The sequence below is a fragment of the Sphingopyxis sp. MG genome (assembly GCF_002953155.1).
GTDB lineage: Bacteria > Pseudomonadota > Alphaproteobacteria > Sphingomonadales > Sphingomonadaceae > Sphingopyxis > Sphingopyxis granuli.
This window is the reverse complement of record NZ_CP026381.1, coordinates 2,513,719-2,530,883: the sequence shown is the minus strand read 5'-3', so window position 1 is coordinate 2,530,883 and position 17,165 is coordinate 2,513,719. Positions and strand designations below refer to the sequence as shown.

Here is a 17,165-nt window from a genome sequence, read left to right as displayed (position 1 = left end):
ACGTCAGCTCTGGAAGGACGACCGGATGAACATCCACAGGAATGCCCGAACCACGCCCTACAGTCGAGCCGAGATCGTGCGGCGCGTGATGGTGCTGCGCGAGACACCCAAGGCGGTCGCGACCGCCCTGGGTGTCTCGCAGCGAACCGTTGCCAAGTGGCTGGCTCGCTATCGGACCGAAGGCGAGGCCGGCCTCGCCGACCGCAGCTCGCGGCCCCACGCCATGCCCGGTGCCGCGTCTGCGGACGTGGTCGATCAGGTCATCGCCCTGCGCCGCCAGCGCATGACCGGCAAGCAGGTCGCCATCACGCTCGGCCTCTCGCCAGCGACTGTCAGCCGCTTGCTGCGCAAGGCGCGCCTCAGCCGGATGCGTGACCTCGATCCGCCCGAGCCGGTGCGCCGCTACGAGCGCGAACACCCCGGAGACCTCATCCACATCGATATCAAGAAGCTCGGCCGCTTCGAGCGCGTCGGCCACCGCATCACCGGCGATCGCACCAGGCAGGCCAACCAGCGCGGCACCCGGGACGGCCAACGCTATGGCATCGGCTGGGAGTTCGTCCACGTCTGCATCGACGATGCCTCGCGCATCGCCTTCAGCCAGGTCCTGCCCGACGAAAAGAAGGAAAGCGCCGCCGCCTTCCTCCATGCTGCCGTCGAATACTACCGCAGCCTCGGCGTCACCGTGACCCGCGTCATGACCGACAACGGAGCATGCTACAAAAGCTTCGCCTTCCGCGACGCCTGCAAGGCGCTCGGCCTCAAGCATATCCGCACCAGACCCTACACGCCCAAGACCAACGGCAAGGCCGAACGCTTCATCCAGATCAGCTTGCGCGAATGGGCATATGCCAGAGCCTATCCGACCTCGGAGCACCGAAAGCAGGCCCTCGAACCATGGCTCCACATCTAGACCATGCAAATGCGGAGCGGGGCGATCGCAACGCCGCTGGCCCATCCCCGACCCCTCCCGCTTGCGGGAGGGGGCTCGTCCGTGACGGCGCGCAAAAGCACGCAGCGACGGCTTGGCGCGGCGGCGATCAGCGTCTAGCCTCGCCCGCGACCACAGTCCCGCCAGAGGAATGCCCCGATGTTCGAAACGCTGCTCCTGTCGCTCGCCGCGGCTGCCCAGACCGTTCCGCCGCAGGCGACGCAACTGCCGCCGCCCCCGCCGCCGGTTCCCGCCGCCGTCGCTCCGGCGGTCGAGGCGGACACGCGCCCCTATGTCGCGCTGGTCACCGACCTCGGCACGATCGTCGTGCGCATCGAGGACCGGCGCGCGCCGGTCACCGCGGCCAATTTTCTCCGCTATGTCGACACGAAGCGGATGGATGGTTTCCAATTCTATCGCGCGACGCGCAACTGGGGGCCGACGAACCGGCTGATTCAGGGCGGTAATCGCGGCGACGCGCGCAGGAATTTCCCCCCGATCGCGCACGAGCCGACCACCGCGACGGGGCTCACCAACTGCAAGGGCGCGCTTTCGATGGCGCGGCTTAACCCCGGCGATGCGACGAGCGATTTCTTCCTGCTGCTCTCCGATATCAAGGGCTTCGATGCCGACCCGGCGCTCGGCGGCGACAATGCCGGATTCGCGGTGTTCGGCGAACTGGTCGCGGGCGCCGATGTCGCGGAGGCGATCTTCGCCGCGCCCATCTCCCCGACCGCGGGCGATGGGGTGATGCAGGGCCAGATTCTCGATCCGATGGTGACGATCGTCTCGGCGCGCCGCGTCCCGGCGCCGGCCGAGCCGCCGAAGGGTTGCGTGGTCGCGGCGAAGGACAAGGAGAACTGAGCGCCGCACCCATCATTTATTTTGCGTTCATGCGCGCTGTGGCTATACCGCCGCCATGACCCAGCGCCCTCCCGCTCGCGCCGCCGTGCGCCTTCTCGCCGCCGCCCTCATGATCTCGCCGCTGCTCGCGGCCTGTGCCGGCGGATCCGGGGTGAAAAAGGATACGCGCTACGTCGCGCGCGACGTCAGCACCCTCTACCGCGCGGCGCAGGACCGCCTCGACCGCGGCCAGTACAAGATCGCCGCGGCGCTGTTCGACGAAGTCGAGCGCCAGCACCCCTATTCGCCCTGGGCGCGCCGTGCCCAGCTGATGAGCGCCTTTTCCTATTATATGGACCGCGAATATACGCCGGCGATCGATTCGGCGCAGCGTTTCCTGGCGATCCACCCGGGGAACAAGGACGCGGCCTATGCCTATTATCTGATCGCGCTCAGCTATTATGAGCAGATCAGCGACGTCACCCGCGACCAGAGGATCACGCTCCAGGCGTCGAACGCGCTCGGCGAGGTGATCCGTCGCTATCCCGACAGCCGCTACGCTGCCGACGCGCGGCTCAAGATCGACCTGGTGCGCGACCATCTCGCGGGCAAGGAGATGGAGATCGGCCGCTTCTACGAGCGCAGTTCGAACTGGCTCGCCGCGTCGATCCGCTTCCGCGAGGTGACCGAGAAATACCAGACGACCAGTCACGTGCCCGAGGCGCTGTTCCGGTTGACCGAATGCTATCTCGCGCTCGGCGTTCCCGAAGAGGCGAAGAAGGCGGCGGCGGTGCTGGGCGCGAACTATCCGGGCAGCAAATGGTACGACCGTGCCTACGAACTGATGCGGAAGCACGCCCCGGCCGCCTGACGCGGGCTGGTTGGATTCGCGCAGAGACGCAGCGATCGCAGAGATTTCTGGTTCACGCGGAGCCGTGGGGAACACGGAGAGAAGCGTGGAGCGCTTCTCCAAGCACCATGGCGATACATCGAAGCCCGGAAGAACAAGACCTGTCGGTCCGGATTCTCCACGGCTCCGCGTGAATCTTTCGTATCGCATCTCTGCGCCTCTGCGCGAATCGCATATCCCGACCTCCGCACTCCCGAATAGATTCGCATTTTGTTCTGCGTTAAGAGCGAGCCATGCTGACCGCGCTGTCCATCGCCAACATCGTGCTGATCGAGCGGCTCGACCTCGATTTCGAGGCTGGTCTCGGCGTGCTCACGGGAGAGACGGGGGCAGGCAAGTCGATCCTGCTCGACGCGCTGGGTCTCGCGCTCGGGATGCGCGCTGACAGCGCGCTGGTGCGACAAGGCAGCGACCGGGCGCAAGTGACCGCTAGCTTCGCACCGCCCGCGCCGGGGACGCTGCTCGCCAGCCTGCTTGCCGACAATGACATCGCGCTCGAACCCGGCGAGCCGCTGCTGATCCGCCGCACGCTGAGGGCCGATGGCGGCAGCCGCGCTTTCCTCAACGACCAGCCCTGCTCTGCGGCGCTGCTGCGCGAGGTCGGGGGGCATCTGGTCGAGATTCACGGCCAGCACGACGATCGCGGCCTACTCGCGCCCGCCGGGCATCGCGCGCTGCTCGACGCCTATGCGCGCGTCGATACCGCGCCGGTGGCCGAGGCGCATGCGGCGTGGCGCGCCGCCGAGGCGCGGCTCGCGGCCGTGCAGGCGGCGGTAAGCGAGGCGACGCGCGACCGTGAATGGCTCGAACATTGCGTCGCCGAACTGCAACAGCTCGCTCCGCAGCCGGGCGAGGAAGTCGAACTCGCCGAGGCGCGCGCGGCGATGCAGAAGGGCGAGAAGATCGCCGGCGACCTTGCGGCGGTCCTCGAAGCGTTCGAGGGCAGCGCGGGCGGCCCGGCGCTGCTGCGCGGCGCGGCGCGGCGGCTCGACCGGCTCGCGGGCGACCATCCGCTGCTTGCCGAAGCGCTCGCTGGCCTCGACCGCGCGATCATCGACGCCGACGAGGCTGAAGCGAAATTGCACGAAGCCGCGCGCGCGATGGAATATGATCCCGAGCGGCTGGAGGCGGCAGAGACGCGGCTGTTCGAACTGCGCGCAATGGCGCGCAAGCACGGCGTTCAGCCCGACGAACTGCCGGGGCTCGCCGGCGACTTCGCGGCGCGGCTCGACGCGATCGAGGGCGGCAATGCCGGACTCGCGAAGCTGGAGGCCGCGGTCGCCGAAAGCGCGGCCGCCTACACCCATGCCGCGACCGCGCTGTCGGACCGGCGGACGAAAGCGGCGGCGCGGCTCGATGCCGCGGTGGCGGGCGAGCTTGCGCCGCTGAAGCTCGACGCCGCACGCTTTCGCACCCTCGTCGAGCGGCTCCCCGCCGATCGCTGGGGGGCGGACGGGATGGACCGCGTCGAATTCCTCATTTCGACCAACCCCGGCGCGCCCTTCGCGCCGCTGGCGAAGATTGCGAGCGGCGGCGAACTGTCGCGCTTCATCCTCGCGCTCAAGGTCGCGCTGGCCGAGGAAGGCGGCGCCGACACGATCATCTTCGACGAGATCGACCGCGGCGTCGGCGGCGCAGTCGCCAGCGCGATCGGCGAACGGCTCGCACGGCTTGCCGGCGCGGGCAAGCAGTTGCTGGTCGTGACGCACAGCCCGCAGGTCGCGGCGAAGGGCGCGACGCACTTCGTCATCGCCAAGTCGAGTGAGAGCGCTAGCGACGGATTGGTGACGCGCACCGGCGTCCGCCCGCTCGACCCCGCCGGCCGCCGCGAGGAAATCGCCCGCATGCTGTCGGGCGCCGAGGTGACGGCGGAAGCGCGCGCGCAGGCGCAGCGATTGCTGGAGGTGGCGTGAGACCGGAGACATATGCAACCCCCTCCGCTTCGGAGGAAGGGCCGATAGGGGGCAACCACCATCCCCTCGACCGCCCCGTATGGAGCATGCTCACCGGGCGGCAGGCGCATCTGGCCGAGGGCGATGCGCAGGCGGTGCGAATCGACCGCCGCTATGGGCCGTTCGGCGCCGCCGCCGATCGGGAGGCCGGGGCGCAGGCAGCGCTTGCCGCGCTGGTTCCTGACGATGGCGAATTGTGGATCGTGGAGGATGAGCCGTGGCCGGTGCCGCCCGGCACGCGCGAGGTGAAGCGCGCGTTGCTCGCGCAGATGGTCGCGGTAGGCGCTCCGCCGCCGGCGCGTGGCGGCGAGCCGCCGATCATCCCGCTGTCCGACGCCGACGCGGCGGATATGGCGGCGCTCGCCGATCATGCGCGGCCGGGGCCGTGGGGGCCGGCGACGCACCGCTACGGCCCCTTCTTCGGGATCCGCGAGGATGGCCGCCTGCTTGCGATGGCGGGCCAACGCATGTTGATGCCCGGCATGGCGGAGATCAGCGGAGTCGCGACCTGGTTCGATGGCCGCGGCCGCGGATTTGCCCGCACGCTGATCGGCTATGTCATGCGCGCGATGATGGCGCGCGGCGAGCAGCCTTTCCTGCACAGCTATGCCGACAATGCGGGCGCGATCGCGCTCTACGAATCGCTCGGCTTCCATATCCGGCGGCAGGTGCATGTGCTGGCGATCGCGCGATGATCGACCGGCGCACTCATCTCGCCGCGCTTGCGGCTTTTGCGGCGGCGGTGCTGCCGGTGCGATCCTTGCGGGCCCTGGAGGCAATCATGGAAGAACAGTTTCCCGAATATGGCCTGATCGGCCAGATGATCGCGCAACCGGGGCAGCGCGCCGCGCTCGCGGCGGTCCTGACCGAAGGCACCGGCCGGATGCCGGGCAATTTCGCCTATATCGTCGGCGAGGATAGCGAGAACCCCGACGCGCTGTGGATCGTCGAATTGTGGGCCGACAAGGCGGCGCACGCCGCATCGCTGCAATTGCCCGAGGTGCAGGAGGCGATCGCGAAGGGGCGGCCGCTGATCGCCGGATTTGGGTCTCGCGCCGAGTTCAAGCCGGTGGCAAAAGCCGGCGCATGAAAGATGTCGAATCGCTGACCGAAGCCGAGGCCGCCAACGAACTGATGCGGCTCGCGAAACAGATCGCGCATCACAACAAGCTTTACCATGCGGAGGACAGTCCGGAGATTTCGGACGCCGATTACGACGCGCTTGTCCGGCGCAACAATTCGATCGAGGAGGCGTTCCCGCACCTGATCCGCGCCGACAGCCCGAACCGGCTGGTCGGTGCCGCGGTCGAGGCGTCGCCGCTCGCCAAGGTCACGCACGCGGTGCGGATGATGAGCCTCGACAACGCCTTCGCGGCCGAGGATGTCGAGGAGTTCGCGCGGCGCGTGCGGCGTTTCCTGCGGCTCGACGAGGATGAGGTGCTTGCGCTGACCGCCGAGGACAAGATCGACGGCCTCTCCTGCTCGCTGCGCTACGAAAAGGGCGTGCTGGTGCAGGCCGCGACGCGCGGCGACGGCACGGTGGGTGAGGATGTCACCCCGAACGTGCGCTGTATCGCCGATATTCCCCAGACACTCGTCGCCCCAGCGAAAGCCGGGGCGACGGATATTCCCGACGTCTTCGAGATTCGCGGCGAGGTCTATATGGCGAAGGCCGACTTCGCCGCGCTCAACGAACGGTTGCTCGCCGAGGCCAACGACCTCGAGAAGGCGCGCCAGTTCGCCAATCCGCGCAACGCCGCGGCGGGCTCGCTGCGGCAGAAGGATGCGAGCATCACCGCATCGCGCCCGCTACGCTTCCTCGCCCACGGCTGGGGAGAGGTCAGCGGCCTGCCCGAGGCGACGCAGTTCGCGATGATGAAGCGCATCGAAAGCTGGGGCGTGCCCGTCTCGCCGCTGCTCGGGCGCTTCGAGAGCGTCGAGGCGGTGCTCGACCATTACCGCACGATCGAGGCCGAGCGCGCCGACATGCCCTATGACATCGACGGCGTCGTCTACAAGGTCGACCGGCTCGACTGGCAGGAGCGGCTGGGCTTTGTCGCCAAGGCGCCGCGCTGGGCGATCGCGCACAAATTCCCCGCCGAACGCGCGCAGACGACGCTCGAATCGATCGATATCCAGGTCGGCCGCACCGGCAAGCTGACCCCGGTCGGGCGCCTCACCCCCGTCACCGTCGGCGGGGTCGTGGTGTCGAACGTGACCCTCCACAACCGTGACGAGATCGGCCGGCTCGGCGTGCGCCCCGGTGATCGCGTCGTCATCCAGCGCGCGGGCGACGTAATCCCGCAGGTGGTCGAGAATCTGACCCGCGCCGAACCGCGCGATCCCTATATCTTCCCCGACCATTGCCCAGTGTGCGGCAGCGAAGCGGTCGCCGAGGAAGGTGAGGTCGACGTGCGCTGCACCGGCGGCCTGATCTGCAACGCCCAGAAATTCGAACGGCTACGACATTTCGTCAGCCGCGGCGCGCTCGATATCGAGGGGCTGGGCGAGAAGAGCATCGCCGAGTTTCTCGAACTTGGCTGGCTCGACAAGGGCCCTGCCGACATCTTCCGGCTGAAGGGTCATCGCGACGAGTTGCTTGGTCGCGAAGGGTGGAAGGACAAGTCGGTCGACAATCTGTTCGCCGCGATCGAGGCGAAGCGGTCGCCCGATGCGGCGCGGCTGCTGTTCGGGCTCGGTATCCGCCACGTCGGCGCAGTGACGGCGCGTGACCTGATGAAGGGGCTGGGCGACCTTGCGCGCCTGCCCGGCAAAGCCGCCGAAATCCACGCCTATCTCGATGCCAACCCGCAGGCCGAGGGCGAATCCGACGGCAAATATCTCGCGCGCAAGGTCGAGGCGATCAAGACGATCCTCGAGGTGCGCGCCGACGGCATCGGCGTCGCGGTGGGGGAGGCACTCGGCGATTTCTTCCACGAACCGCACAATCGCGCCTTGTGGGACGATCTTTTCTCCGAAGTCGCGCCGCCGCCCTATGTCGTCGAGATGCGCGAGAGCGAGGTGTCGGGCAAGACCGTCGTCTTCACCGGCAAGCTTGAGACGATGAGCCGCGACGAGGCGAAGGCACAGGCCGAAAGGCTGGGCGCCAAGGCCGCGGGCAGCGTGAGCGCCAAGACCGATCTCGTCGTCGCCGGCCCGGGCGCCGGGTCGAAGCTCAAGCAGGCGGCCGCGCTCGGCATCCGCGTGATCGACGAGGTCGAATGGGCGCAGATCGTCGAGGCGGCAGGTTAGCGAGCCGGCAATTTTTCTTCGTCATCCCGGACTCGGTCCGGGGTCCACGAAGCCGGACCGGCAATGAATGCCGGATCGAGTCCGGAGTGACGAGAGTGGAGAGCGGCGGGCATGGCAAAGCGTGATTACCTGCAAAATCTGATGTGCGACCTTGAATCGCATACCGAGGTGCGGCGGTTCGGCAGCGGCTGGCTGTCGGGCTTCTTCGGCCTGCTGTTCGCGATTAGCGGGCTGTTCATGGTGGTCGCGCTGCGTTTCCCGGACTGGTTCGCCACCCCCGAACTGGCGGTGGTCAAGGACTGGACCGGTTTTCGCGGTTTCGTCCATCTGACCCTGCTCGCCAGCTATGCGCTCGCGCTGCTCAGTCTGTTGCTGCGTCCGCGCAAGGTGCTCGGGTTGACCGCGCTGATGATCGGGCTTGCCGCGGTGCTGCTCGGCGGCGCCAACGTCCAGCCCGCCGAGACGCGCGACTGGGGCATATTCTTCGGGCTCGACTTCTTCATCGTCAACCTGTTGGTCACCGGCTTCATGTTCGCACCGCTCGAACGCGCCTTTCCGCATCGCCGGGCGCAGCGCCTGTTCCGCACCGAATGGCGCGAGGATCTCTTCTATTATCTGGTCAGCACGATGTTCGTGCAGGTGCTCAGCTTCCTCGCGCTCGCGCCGCAGCAATTCGTCAACGCGCACACGACCGGTTGGGATGCTTTCCGCGCCGGGGCCGCGTCCTTGCCGTGGCTCGTGCAGTTCGCGATCGTCCTCGTCGCGTCGGACCTCGCGCAATATTGGTATCACCGACTGTTTCACAAGGTCCCGTTCCTGTGGGGTTTTCACGCGATCCACCACAGCGCGAAATCGATGGACTGGCTCGCGGGGTCGCGGATGCATTTCGTCGAGATAATCCTGCTGCGCTCGGTCACCTCGCTGCCGCTGTTCACGCTGGGGTTCAGCCCGTCGGTGATGCAGGCCTATATCGGCTTCGTCTATGTCTGGTCGTCGCTGCTCCATGCAAATGTCGGGGGCAGCTTCAACCGGATCGGCCACTGGATCGCGACGCCGCGCTTCCATCACTGGCACCACGGGCTGGAGCGCGAGGCATTCGACGTCAATTTCGCGATTCATTTCCCATGGCTCGACAAATTGTTCGGCACCTTCCACCTGCCGAAGGACCGCTGGCCCGAGAGTTACGGCATACCGGAGGACGTGCCGCGCAGCTACGCCGGCCAGTTCCTCTATCCCTGGACCCGCAAGGGGAAGGCGGAGACGCCCGCCGAGTGATCGGCGCGCCGCCGCGCCGCTTGCCTTTCCGGGCGCAGCGCCGCAGAAGCAGCACCGGGAATGCAAAGAAGTTATCAATTGACCTTCGCCGAGCGGACCCGGCTGCCGGCCCTGGGGCGCGAGCGACTGCTCGCGACGGCACCGGCGCGCCGCTTCGCCGACGGACAGTTCGTCCAGCATCAGGGCGACCCCGGCGACGCCTTCTGGGTGGTGGTCGAGGGGCATGTGCTCGTCGGCCGCTATGCCGAGGACGGCGGCTTCACCGCCTTTGCCGTGCTTGGCCCCGGCGACATGTTCGGCGAGCTTGCCTTCTTCACCGGCATCCCGCGCCAGGCCGATGCGATCGCGAGCGGGCCGGCACGGCTGATCGCGATTGACCGACCGCTGCTCCGCTCGCTGATGAGCGCCGATATCGGCTGGGCCGAGTTGCTGCTGCGCAGCCTCGGCCGCCAGCTCGCCGTGTCGCTCGACATCATCGACGCCGAACGGCGGTTGCCCGCGGCGGAGCGGCTCGCACGGCTGCTGGCGGCGATGGCGGCCGACGCCGACGACGGCCGCACGGTGCGCGCGACGCAGCAGCAGCTCGCCGACCTGCTGGGCGTGTCGCGCGTGACGCTGGGCGCCGCGCTGCGCGATCTGACGGCGCGCGGGCAGATCGAGCGCGGCTATGGCTGGCTGCGCATCGCGACACCGCTTCCGCCCGCCGGATGAGGGGGCTATAGGCGGGCGATGATCCTGCTGCGCCGCCTGCTCCTCTTCCTGCTGCTGCTCGGACTGGCGCCCGCTGCCACCGCGGCCGAGCGCGGCCCCGTCGTGATGGCCGCGGCCAGCCTTCAGGAGGCGCTGACCGCCGCCGCCGACGCCTGGGCGGCAAAGGGGCATGCGCGGCCGCTGCTGTCCTTCGCGGGGTCGTCGGCGCTGGCGCGGCAGATCATCGCCGGCGCGCCCGCCGACCTCTTCCTGTCAGCCGACGAGCCGTGGATGGACGCGGTGGCGAAGGCGGGGCTGCTGCGACCGGGCACGCGCACGACGCTGCTCGGCAACCGGCTGGTGCTGGTCGGCCCCGCGAGCGGGCGGCTGCGCCTGACGCCCGCGCCGGGCTTTCCGCTCGCGCGCGCTCTGGGCGGCGGGCGGCTCGCGCTCGCCGATCCCGACGCGGTACCGGCGGGCAAATATGCGAAGGCGGCGCTGACCGCGCTCGGCGTCTGGCGCGGCGTCGCGGGCCGGTTGGCGCCGGCGGAGAATGTCCGCGCCGCGATGGCGCTCGTCGAACATGGCGCGGCGCCGCTAGGCATCGTCTATGCGACCGACGCGCGCGCGTCGAAGCGGGTGCGCGTCGTCGGCGTCTTTCCGGCGTCGAGCCATCCGCCGATCCGCTATCCGGTCGCGCTGCTCAAGGCGTCGCGTCATCCCGATGCGATGGGATTCCGGAACTTCCTGGCGTCGCGGGAGGGCCGCGCGATCTTCGCCCGCTACGGCTTTTCGGCGCCCTGATGCTGTCGCCGGAGGAATGGGGCATCGTCGCCCTGTCGCTCAAGGTCGGCGGGGTCGCGGTGCTCGCCTGCCTGCCGCTCGCCTTCGCGCTCGCGTGGCTGCTGGCGCGCCATCGCTTTCCGGGGCGGCTGTTGCTCGATGCGCTCGTCCACTTGCCGCTCGTTCTGCCACCGGTCGTCACCGGCTGGCTGCTGCTGCTCGCCTTCGGTCCGCTGGGACCGGTCGGCCGCTGGCTGAACGACTGGTTCGGCACGACGCTGATGTTCCGCTGGACCGGCGCGGCGCTCGCGGCGGCGATCATGGCGCTGCCGCTGATGGTGCGCGCGATGCGGTTGTCGATCGAGGGGGTCGACCGGCGGCTCGAGGGGGCGGCGCGCACGCTCGGCGCGGGGCGCTGGCATGCCTTCTGGACGATCAGCCTGCCGCTCGCGCTGCCCGGCGTGCTTGCGGCGCTGGTGCTCGGCTTCGCGCGCTCGATCGGTGAATTCGGCGCGACGATCACCTTCGTATCGAACATTCCGGGCGAGACGCGGACGCTGCCGCTCGCCATCTATTCGGCGCTGCAGGTGCCGGGGGGAGAGGCGATGGTGACGCGGCTGGCGCTGCTGTCTGTTGCGCTGTCGCTCGGCGCGCTGCTCGTTTCCGAATGGCTGGTTCGGCGTACCCCGGCCGAAAGGCTGCGCCGTGGCGATTGAGATCGACGTCGAAAAGCGTTTCGGGACCCGCACGATCGCGGCGTGCTTCACGGCCGAATCGGGGCTGACCGCGCTGTTCGGGCCGTCGGGGGCGGGCAAGACCAGCATATTGAACATGGTCGCCGGGCTGCTGCGTCCCGACCGCGGTCATATCCGCGTCGGCGGGCGGACGCTGTTCGGCGCGGACGTCGACCTGCCGCCCGAAGCGCGGCGTATCGGCTATGTCTTTCAGGACGGGCGGCTGTTCCCGCACCGGCGGGTGAAGGCGAACCTGCTCTACGGCTACCATCTCGCCGATCCGGCGCGGCGCTGGATGGGGTTCGACGAGGCGGTGGCCTTCCTCGGCATCGAACCCCTGCTCGGCCGCTGGCCGCAGAGCCTGTCGGGCGGTGAGGCGCAGCGCGTCGCGATCGGCCGCGCGCTGCTGGCGGGACCGGAGATACTGCTGATGGATGAACCGCTGTCGTCGCTCGACGCGGCGCGGCGCGGCGACATCATGGCGGTGATCGAGCGCATTCGCGACGAGCTGCGGCTGCCGATCCTCTACGTCAGCCATGACCGCGCCGAGGTCGACCGACTGGCGACCGAAGTGGTGACACTGAACGGTTGACCCGGCGTTTTGCGACATCGCCGTGTCCCCGCGCAGGCGGAGACTCAGAGCGGCAGAAAAGCAGCCTTGGCTTTATCCGCTCTGGGCTCCCGCCTTCGCGGGAGCGCTCGCTTTTCGATCGAGAGTCTGCCTGAACAGTTTCATATGAAACCAGATCATGCTAGAAACGCCGGTATGGAAAACCCGCCCAGCCACGTCCACGCCACCCCGCCGCCGGGCGCCGCGCCCGACTGGACGTGTCCGCAGGACTGGGACGCCTTCACCGCCGACGAGCATGCAATGTGGGACTGCCTCTTCGCGCGCCAGTCGGCGATGCTGCCCGGCCGCGCGTCCGACGCTTTTCTGCGCGGCATCGACGTGCTTCGGCTCGAAAAGCCGGGCATTCCCGACTATCGCGACCTCAACGCGCGACTGACGGAGGCGACCGGGTGGCGCGTCGTCGCGGTGCCGGGGCTGGTGCCCGACGATGTCTTCTTCGACCATCTCGCCAATCGCCGTTTTCCGGCGGGCAATTTTATCCGCACCCCGCGGCAGCTCGACTATCTGCAGGAGCCCGACGTCTTCCACGACGTTTTCGGTCACGTCCCGATGCTCGCCGATCCGGTGTTCGCCGACTATATGGCCGCCTATGGCCGGGGCGGGTTGCGCAGCCTGAAATATGATGCGTTGAAGCAGCTTGCGCGCCTTTATTGGTACACTGTCGAGTTCGGGCTGATCCGCGAGGGCGGCACGCTGCGCATCTATGGCGCGGGCATCGTCTCCTCCTACGCCGAAAGCCTGTTCGCGCTCGATTCGGAGAGCCCGAACCGCATCGGCTTCGACCTGTCGCGGGTGATGCGCACCGATTACCGGATCGACGATTTCCAGCAGAATTATTTCGTCGTCGACAGTCTGGACCAGTTGCTCGACGTCACGGTGAACACCGATTTCGCGCCGCTCTATGCCGCCAACGCCGCGCTGCCGCCGATCCCGATCGCCGACATCCTGCCCGGCGATACGGTCATCACGCGCGGCACACAGGAATATGCGCTGGCGAAAAGCGGCTGAGCAATATCCCCTCTCCTAAAAGGGAGCGGGTAGAAATTCACCAGCTCCCGAACGTCGCGTCCGACGGGCTGGCGCGGTGCAGCGCGCGTTGTTTGCGCCGCCAGCCGTGGCGTTGGCGTTTGATCAGCAGCAGGCACGGCCATTCGGCGCTGCCGCCGCGCGCGGCGAGGCGGAAGCCGTGCGCGCGATAGGCGGCGAGCACCGGCTCCATCTGGCGCGCGATCAGCCCGGCCAGGATCGCGTGGCCGCCCGGCGCGGTAACGCTGGCGATGTCGGGGGCTAGCGTGATCAGCGGACCGGCGAGGATATTGGCGACGACCAGATCATAGGGTACGCGGCGGCGGATCGCCGGATGGTCGGTCCCCGGCGCGACCGCGAGCGCGAGGCGGCGCGCGCCGCATCCCAGCGGCACATGGTTGATCGCGGCATTCTCGCGCGTCACCGCGATGCTCGCGGGGTCGATGTCCGACGCGATCGCGCGGGCGCGCGGCCACAGCGCCAGCGCGGCGAAGGCCAGTAGCCCGGTGCCGGTGCCGATGTCGGCGATGGCGCGCGGACGGACGCCCCGGCGCGCTAGGCGGTCGAGCATCGCGAGGCAGCCCGCCGTCGTGTCGTGCCCACCGGTGCCGAATGCCTGGCCCGCGTCGATCAGGAAGGGCACGCTCCCCACCGGCGTCCGGTCGGCATAGCTGCTGGTATGGACGAAGAAGCGGCCCGCCTGCACCGGCTCCAGCCCCTGCTGCGACAGCGTAACCCAGTCCGCCTCGGGCAGTTCCTCGATCGACGGTTCGACCCCCTTCGCGCTCGGCGCGAGCGCGCGTATCAGCGCCAGCAGCGCGGGGCCGGGCCTGTCGTCGAGATAGGCGTCGAGCTGCCATCGGCCGCTCGCTTCGTCGATCTCGCGCGTCACCACCACCGGGGCATCGGCCAGCGCCTCCAGTTCGGGTTGCTCGGCCGACAGCGCCTCGGCCTCGGCACGCGTGCAGGGCAGGGAGACGAGCCAGCTCATTTCGCGGCCGCTTCCTTCGCAAGCCGCGCGTCGAGCCGTTTCGCGGCATCCTTGGCATAGCGGCGGCAGCCTTCCGGGTCGGTGAGCGGCGCGTCGCCCGCGAAACGCGCGAACAGGCCGCTCGCGCCCGGATGCGGGGTGATCAATATGTCGCACGGCAATGTCGGCACTTTGGCGAAGGTCGCACGCTGCATCGCGACATAATCGGGATGGTCGGCGAAACGGTAGGCGTCCGCCGACACCGCGCTGAGGCTGTCGATATAGGCGATGATGCGGCAGTCGCTGCCCTCGCACGATCGCCATGTCCAACTCGTGCTTCCCGGCGTGTGCCCCGGGGTCGCGTGCGGCGTCAGGTGCAGGTCCGCGATCGGCAATGCCTCTCCGTCGCGCAGGTCGCCCGTCACCGTCACGCCGCGAAACGGCGGGATCGCTCCGTGCTGCGGATCGCGCGCCTCGGGCTCACCGCTGGTCAGCGTGGCGACCGCTTCGGGGCGCGCATGAACCGTTGCGCCGGTCGCATCCTGCAAGGCCTTGAGCCCGCCGACATGGTCGAGATGCTCGTGGCTGGCGAGCAGCGTATGGATTTGCTTCGGGTCGAATCCCAGCGCGCGGATATTGGCGAGAATCGCGGGCGCGGCCTCCTCGGTCGCTGCGTCGATCAGCACGAGACCGTCGGGCGCCTCGATCAGCACCGCCGAAATGCCGCAGGTGCCGACATAATAGCTGTTGCCGAAGATTTTCGCGGGCGGCGCAGGGTCGCTCCAGCCGTCACGACCTTGGCATGCGGCGGCGAGCGTCTCGCCGGTGGGTGCGGCCGGGGTCGGTGGCGGCGTCCCGGTCTGGGGTGTGCAGCCTGCCAGCAGTAGTGCCGCCATGGAAAGCCGGCCATGGCCCCGCGGAGCCGGCGTCCCGACGTCTCGCCGCGTGCGGCGCGCGATGCGGCGGCTACCGAACATGGCTTGCTCCATTGGCGTCGAGCACCGCGCCGGTCATCGACGGCGGCGCGTCGAGCGCGCACCAGCGCGCCATTTCGGCGATTTCCTCGGGCTCGGCGATGCGGCTGAGCGGGATTTCGGCGCGCAGCGCCGCCGCGTTGCGGCCGGACAGCCAGGCATCCGCCATGCCGGTGCGGGTGAAGCCGGGGCAGATGGCGAAGGCGAGGATGCCTTGCGCCGCGTAGCCGCGGGCGATCGTCTTGGTCAGCGCGACCATCCCCGCCTTCGACGCCGCATAATCCCAATGGTCGGGACTGTCGCCGCGGTGCGCGGCGCGGCTCGCGATGTTGACGATCCGGCCGCTGCGCCCGCCGACCTGCCAGTGGAGCACCGCGAGGCGGCAGAGCGCCGCGGCGGCGGTCAGGTTGATCTGCAGGGTGCGGTTCCAGCCCGCGATCCAGGCGTCGTCCGCCGCGTCGATCGGGTTGGTCGCGAACATGCCGGCATTGTTGACGAGCACGTCGATGCGGCCGCCCATCCGGTCGAGGTTTTCGGCCCACAGGCGTTCGGGGACCGCGGGGTCGGACAGGTCGCCGTCGGCGCTCGACAGCGCGGCGATCCGCGTCGCGTCGCCGGTCAGCGCGCCAGCGATCGCGGCGCCGATGCCGCGGCTCGCGCCGGTGATCAGGATATGCGTCGTCATCGCCCTCCTTTAGGGGAGGGCGGTGGGGCTTGCCAAGCGCCGGACCGGGATCAGGCGACCCGGCGGCTGAACTCGGTCGCGGCCTGCTCGAGTGACTGGAGCCGCTCGCCCATCTTCGAGAATTCCTCGCTCAGCGTGCTGATCTCGCCCGCGACCATACCCGAATCGTTGCGGATGCTGGCGATGGTCGACGACATCGAATCGGCGGCGAGCGCGGTCTCGTCGACCGCCGCGGTGATCGAGGTGACCGTTTGTGCTTGGGCGTCCATTGCGTTGCGGATGTTTTGCGCCGATTGTTGCACCTCGATGATCGTCTGCTGGATCGACTGGTTGGCGGCGACGGCGCCGCGCGTCGCCTGCTGGATCGCGGTGATCTTGCCCGCGATGTCGTCGGTCGCGCGCGCGGTTTCGTTGGCGAGGCTCTTCACCTCCTGCGCCACGACCGCGAAGCCGCGACCCGATTCGCCGGCGCGTGCCGCCTCGATCGTCGCGTTGAGCGCGAGAAGGTTGGTCTGGCCGGCGATCTCGCGGATCAGGCCCAGGATCGATTCGATCGATTCGGCGTGATGCGACAGCGCTTCGGACATGGCGACGGCCTCGCCCGCCTGTTCGGAGGCGCGGACGGCGACGTCGGCGGAGGCCTCGACCTCGCTGCGCGCATCCTCGATCGCGCGGATCAGCCCGGCGGCGGTCGACGCGGCCTCGCGCATCGCGATCGCCGACTGCTCGGACGCGGCGGCGACCTCGCTGGTCTTGGCGATCATGCCCTTCGCGGCCTGGTCGGCGGACGCGGCCTGCTTGGCCAGTTCGCGGCGGACGCCGTCGGTGTCCTGCACCAGCGATGCGATCGATCGGTCGAAGTCGCCCGCCAGCGCGTGCCGCTCGCTCGACCGCGCGGCGTGATCCAGCTTTTCGGCATAGGCGTGCATGATGTCGAATTCGAGGATGGCGAGCCGGTTGATAGCGCTCGTCAGCCGCACCGTGCGCGCGGCATCGTCGGCGCAGGCCGCGACGACATGCGCGATCGCCGCGCGCTGGCTTTCGGCGATGCACGACAGGACCGAAGCGAGGGGAACCCCGACGCGCAGCGCCATATGCGTGTTCTGGCAGGCGATCGTCGCCGACTCCTGGCCGGCGGCGTCGGTATATTTGACCCGCATATGCCTGGCGCTGCCCCGCACATAGGCGTCGAGCAACTCGCCCTCGATCGGGCGGTCGATCGACGGCAGCGCGTTGAACGCCTCCCAATAGGCGCGCCCCATCGCCTCCTCGTGCCCCGCGACGATCGCGTGGACTTCGGCGGCGTCGGCGGCGAGCCGGCCGTCGAGATCGTAGAAGGGAAAGCGCTCGGCCATCGCCACGGGGTCGATCTGCTGCTTATGAATCGGATTTTCCTTCACCATGATCCTGTTCCCTCGAACGATCTTCGCGCGCGCGGATTCGCCGTTCGCGCGCGCCCCGCGATACATGGCTGAGGGATATGCGGGGAAAGTGGTAAATTCGCCGTTA

16 protein-coding genes and 1 pseudogene are annotated in these 17,165 nt (G+C 68.8%); 13 read left to right on the top strand and 4 right to left on the bottom strand.

What is annotated here, in order from left to right; genetic code table 11:
- Positions 1 to 25: 25 nt before the first annotated feature.
- From C3E99_RS11710 to phhA, 13 genes and pseudogenes are all read left to right on the top strand, one after another.
- Positions 26 to 907: pseudogene (locus C3E99_RS11710) on the top strand (IS481 family transposase); the annotation flags it as partial.
- A 183-nt stretch (positions 908 to 1,090) separates the two neighbouring features.
- Positions 1,091 to 1,795 (top strand): peptidylprolyl isomerase, encoded by a 705-nt coding sequence (locus C3E99_RS11705; protein WP_076076538.1) that lies wholly within the window; start codon positions 1,091 to 1,093, stop codon positions 1,793 to 1,795.
- A 55-nt stretch (positions 1,796 to 1,850) separates the two neighbouring features.
- Positions 1,851 to 2,645, top strand: coding sequence for an outer membrane protein assembly factor BamD (locus C3E99_RS11700; RefSeq protein ID WP_076076536.1), 795 nt, complete (start codon positions 1,851 to 1,853; stop codon positions 2,643 to 2,645).
- A gap of 272 nt (positions 2,646 to 2,917) precedes the next feature.
- A complete protein-coding gene (gene recN, locus C3E99_RS11695) occupies positions 2,918 to 4,597 on the top strand; it encodes a DNA repair protein RecN (RefSeq protein ID WP_076076533.1) in 1,680 nt (559 codons plus the stop codon).
- A gap of 86 nt (positions 4,598 to 4,683) precedes the next feature.
- On the top strand, positions 4,684 to 5,331 hold the full coding sequence (locus C3E99_RS11690) for a GNAT family N-acetyltransferase (RefSeq protein WP_076076531.1): 648 nt from the start codon (positions 4,684 to 4,686) through the stop codon (positions 5,329 to 5,331).
- The gene (locus tag C3E99_RS11685; RefSeq protein ID WP_076076528.1) at positions 5,328 to 5,726 is read left to right on the top strand and encodes a putative quinol monooxygenase; all 399 of its coding nucleotides are present in this window, start codon (positions 5,328 to 5,330) and stop codon (positions 5,724 to 5,726) included. The genes C3E99_RS11690 and C3E99_RS11685 overlap by 4 nt, the downstream gene beginning before the upstream one ends.
- Entirely contained in the window at positions 5,723 to 7,888 is a 2,166-nt protein-coding gene (gene ligA, locus C3E99_RS11680; RefSeq protein WP_076076525.1) for an NAD-dependent DNA ligase LigA, read from the top strand. The genes C3E99_RS11685 and ligA overlap by 4 nt, the downstream gene beginning before the upstream one ends.
- Positions 7,889 to 7,999: 111 nt before the next feature.
- Complete coding sequence (locus tag C3E99_RS11675) at positions 8,000 to 9,163, top strand: sterol desaturase family protein (protein WP_076076522.1); 1,164 nt, start codon at positions 8,000 to 8,002, stop codon at positions 9,161 to 9,163.
- A 78-nt stretch (positions 9,164 to 9,241) separates the two neighbouring features.
- On the top strand, positions 9,242 to 9,874 hold the full coding sequence (locus tag C3E99_RS11670) for a Crp/Fnr family transcriptional regulator (protein ID WP_076076521.1): 633 nt from the start codon (positions 9,242 to 9,244) through the stop codon (positions 9,872 to 9,874).
- 18 nt (positions 9,875 to 9,892) lie between these two features.
- Positions 9,893 to 10,657, top strand: coding sequence for a molybdate ABC transporter substrate-binding protein (gene modA, locus C3E99_RS11665; RefSeq protein ID WP_076076519.1), 765 nt, complete (start codon positions 9,893 to 9,895; stop codon positions 10,655 to 10,657).
- A complete protein-coding gene (gene modB, locus C3E99_RS11660; protein ID WP_067185627.1) occupies positions 10,657 to 11,352 on the top strand; it encodes a molybdate ABC transporter permease subunit in 696 nt (231 codons plus the stop codon). The genes modA and modB overlap by 1 nt, the downstream gene beginning before the upstream one ends.
- On the top strand, positions 11,342 to 11,962 hold the full coding sequence (locus C3E99_RS11655) for a molybdenum ABC transporter ATP-binding protein (protein WP_076076518.1): 621 nt from the start codon (positions 11,342 to 11,344) through the stop codon (positions 11,960 to 11,962). Before modB ends, C3E99_RS11655 begins: the two co-directional genes overlap by 11 nt.
- Positions 11,963 to 12,136: 174 nt before the next feature.
- Positions 12,137 to 13,009 carry a phenylalanine 4-monooxygenase gene (gene phhA, locus C3E99_RS11650; protein ID WP_076076516.1) on the top strand — a complete coding sequence of 291 codons (873 nt, stop codon included), beginning with the start codon at positions 12,137 to 12,139 and terminating at the stop codon, positions 13,007 to 13,009.
- 37 nt (positions 13,010 to 13,046) lie between these two features.
- On the opposite strand, the gene C3E99_RS11645 is transcribed toward phhA, so the two are convergent.
- The 4 genes from C3E99_RS11645 to C3E99_RS11630 all read right to left on the bottom strand — a co-directional run bounded on the left by C3E99_RS11645 (position 13,047) and on the right by C3E99_RS11630 (position 17,059).
- Positions 13,047 to 14,018: a 50S ribosomal protein L11 methyltransferase gene (locus C3E99_RS11645; RefSeq protein ID WP_076076515.1), complete on the bottom strand. Its 972-nt coding sequence runs from the start codon at positions 14,016 to 14,018 to the stop codon at positions 13,047 to 13,049.
- Complete coding sequence (gene bla / locus C3E99_RS11640; RefSeq protein ID WP_067108083.1) at positions 14,015 to 14,893, bottom strand: subclass B3 metallo-beta-lactamase; 879 nt, start codon at positions 14,891 to 14,893, stop codon at positions 14,015 to 14,017. Before bla ends, C3E99_RS11645 begins: the two co-directional genes overlap by 4 nt.
- A 70-nt stretch (positions 14,894 to 14,963) precedes the next feature.
- Positions 14,964 to 15,656, bottom strand: coding sequence for an SDR family NAD(P)-dependent oxidoreductase (locus tag C3E99_RS11635; RefSeq protein ID WP_076076512.1), 693 nt, complete (start codon positions 15,654 to 15,656; stop codon positions 14,964 to 14,966).
- Between the two features lie 50 nt (positions 15,657 to 15,706).
- Positions 15,707 to 17,059, bottom strand: coding sequence for a methyl-accepting chemotaxis protein (locus C3E99_RS11630; RefSeq protein WP_067108105.1), 1,353 nt, complete (start codon positions 17,057 to 17,059; stop codon positions 15,707 to 15,709).
- Positions 17,060 to 17,165: the final 106 nt, after the last annotated feature.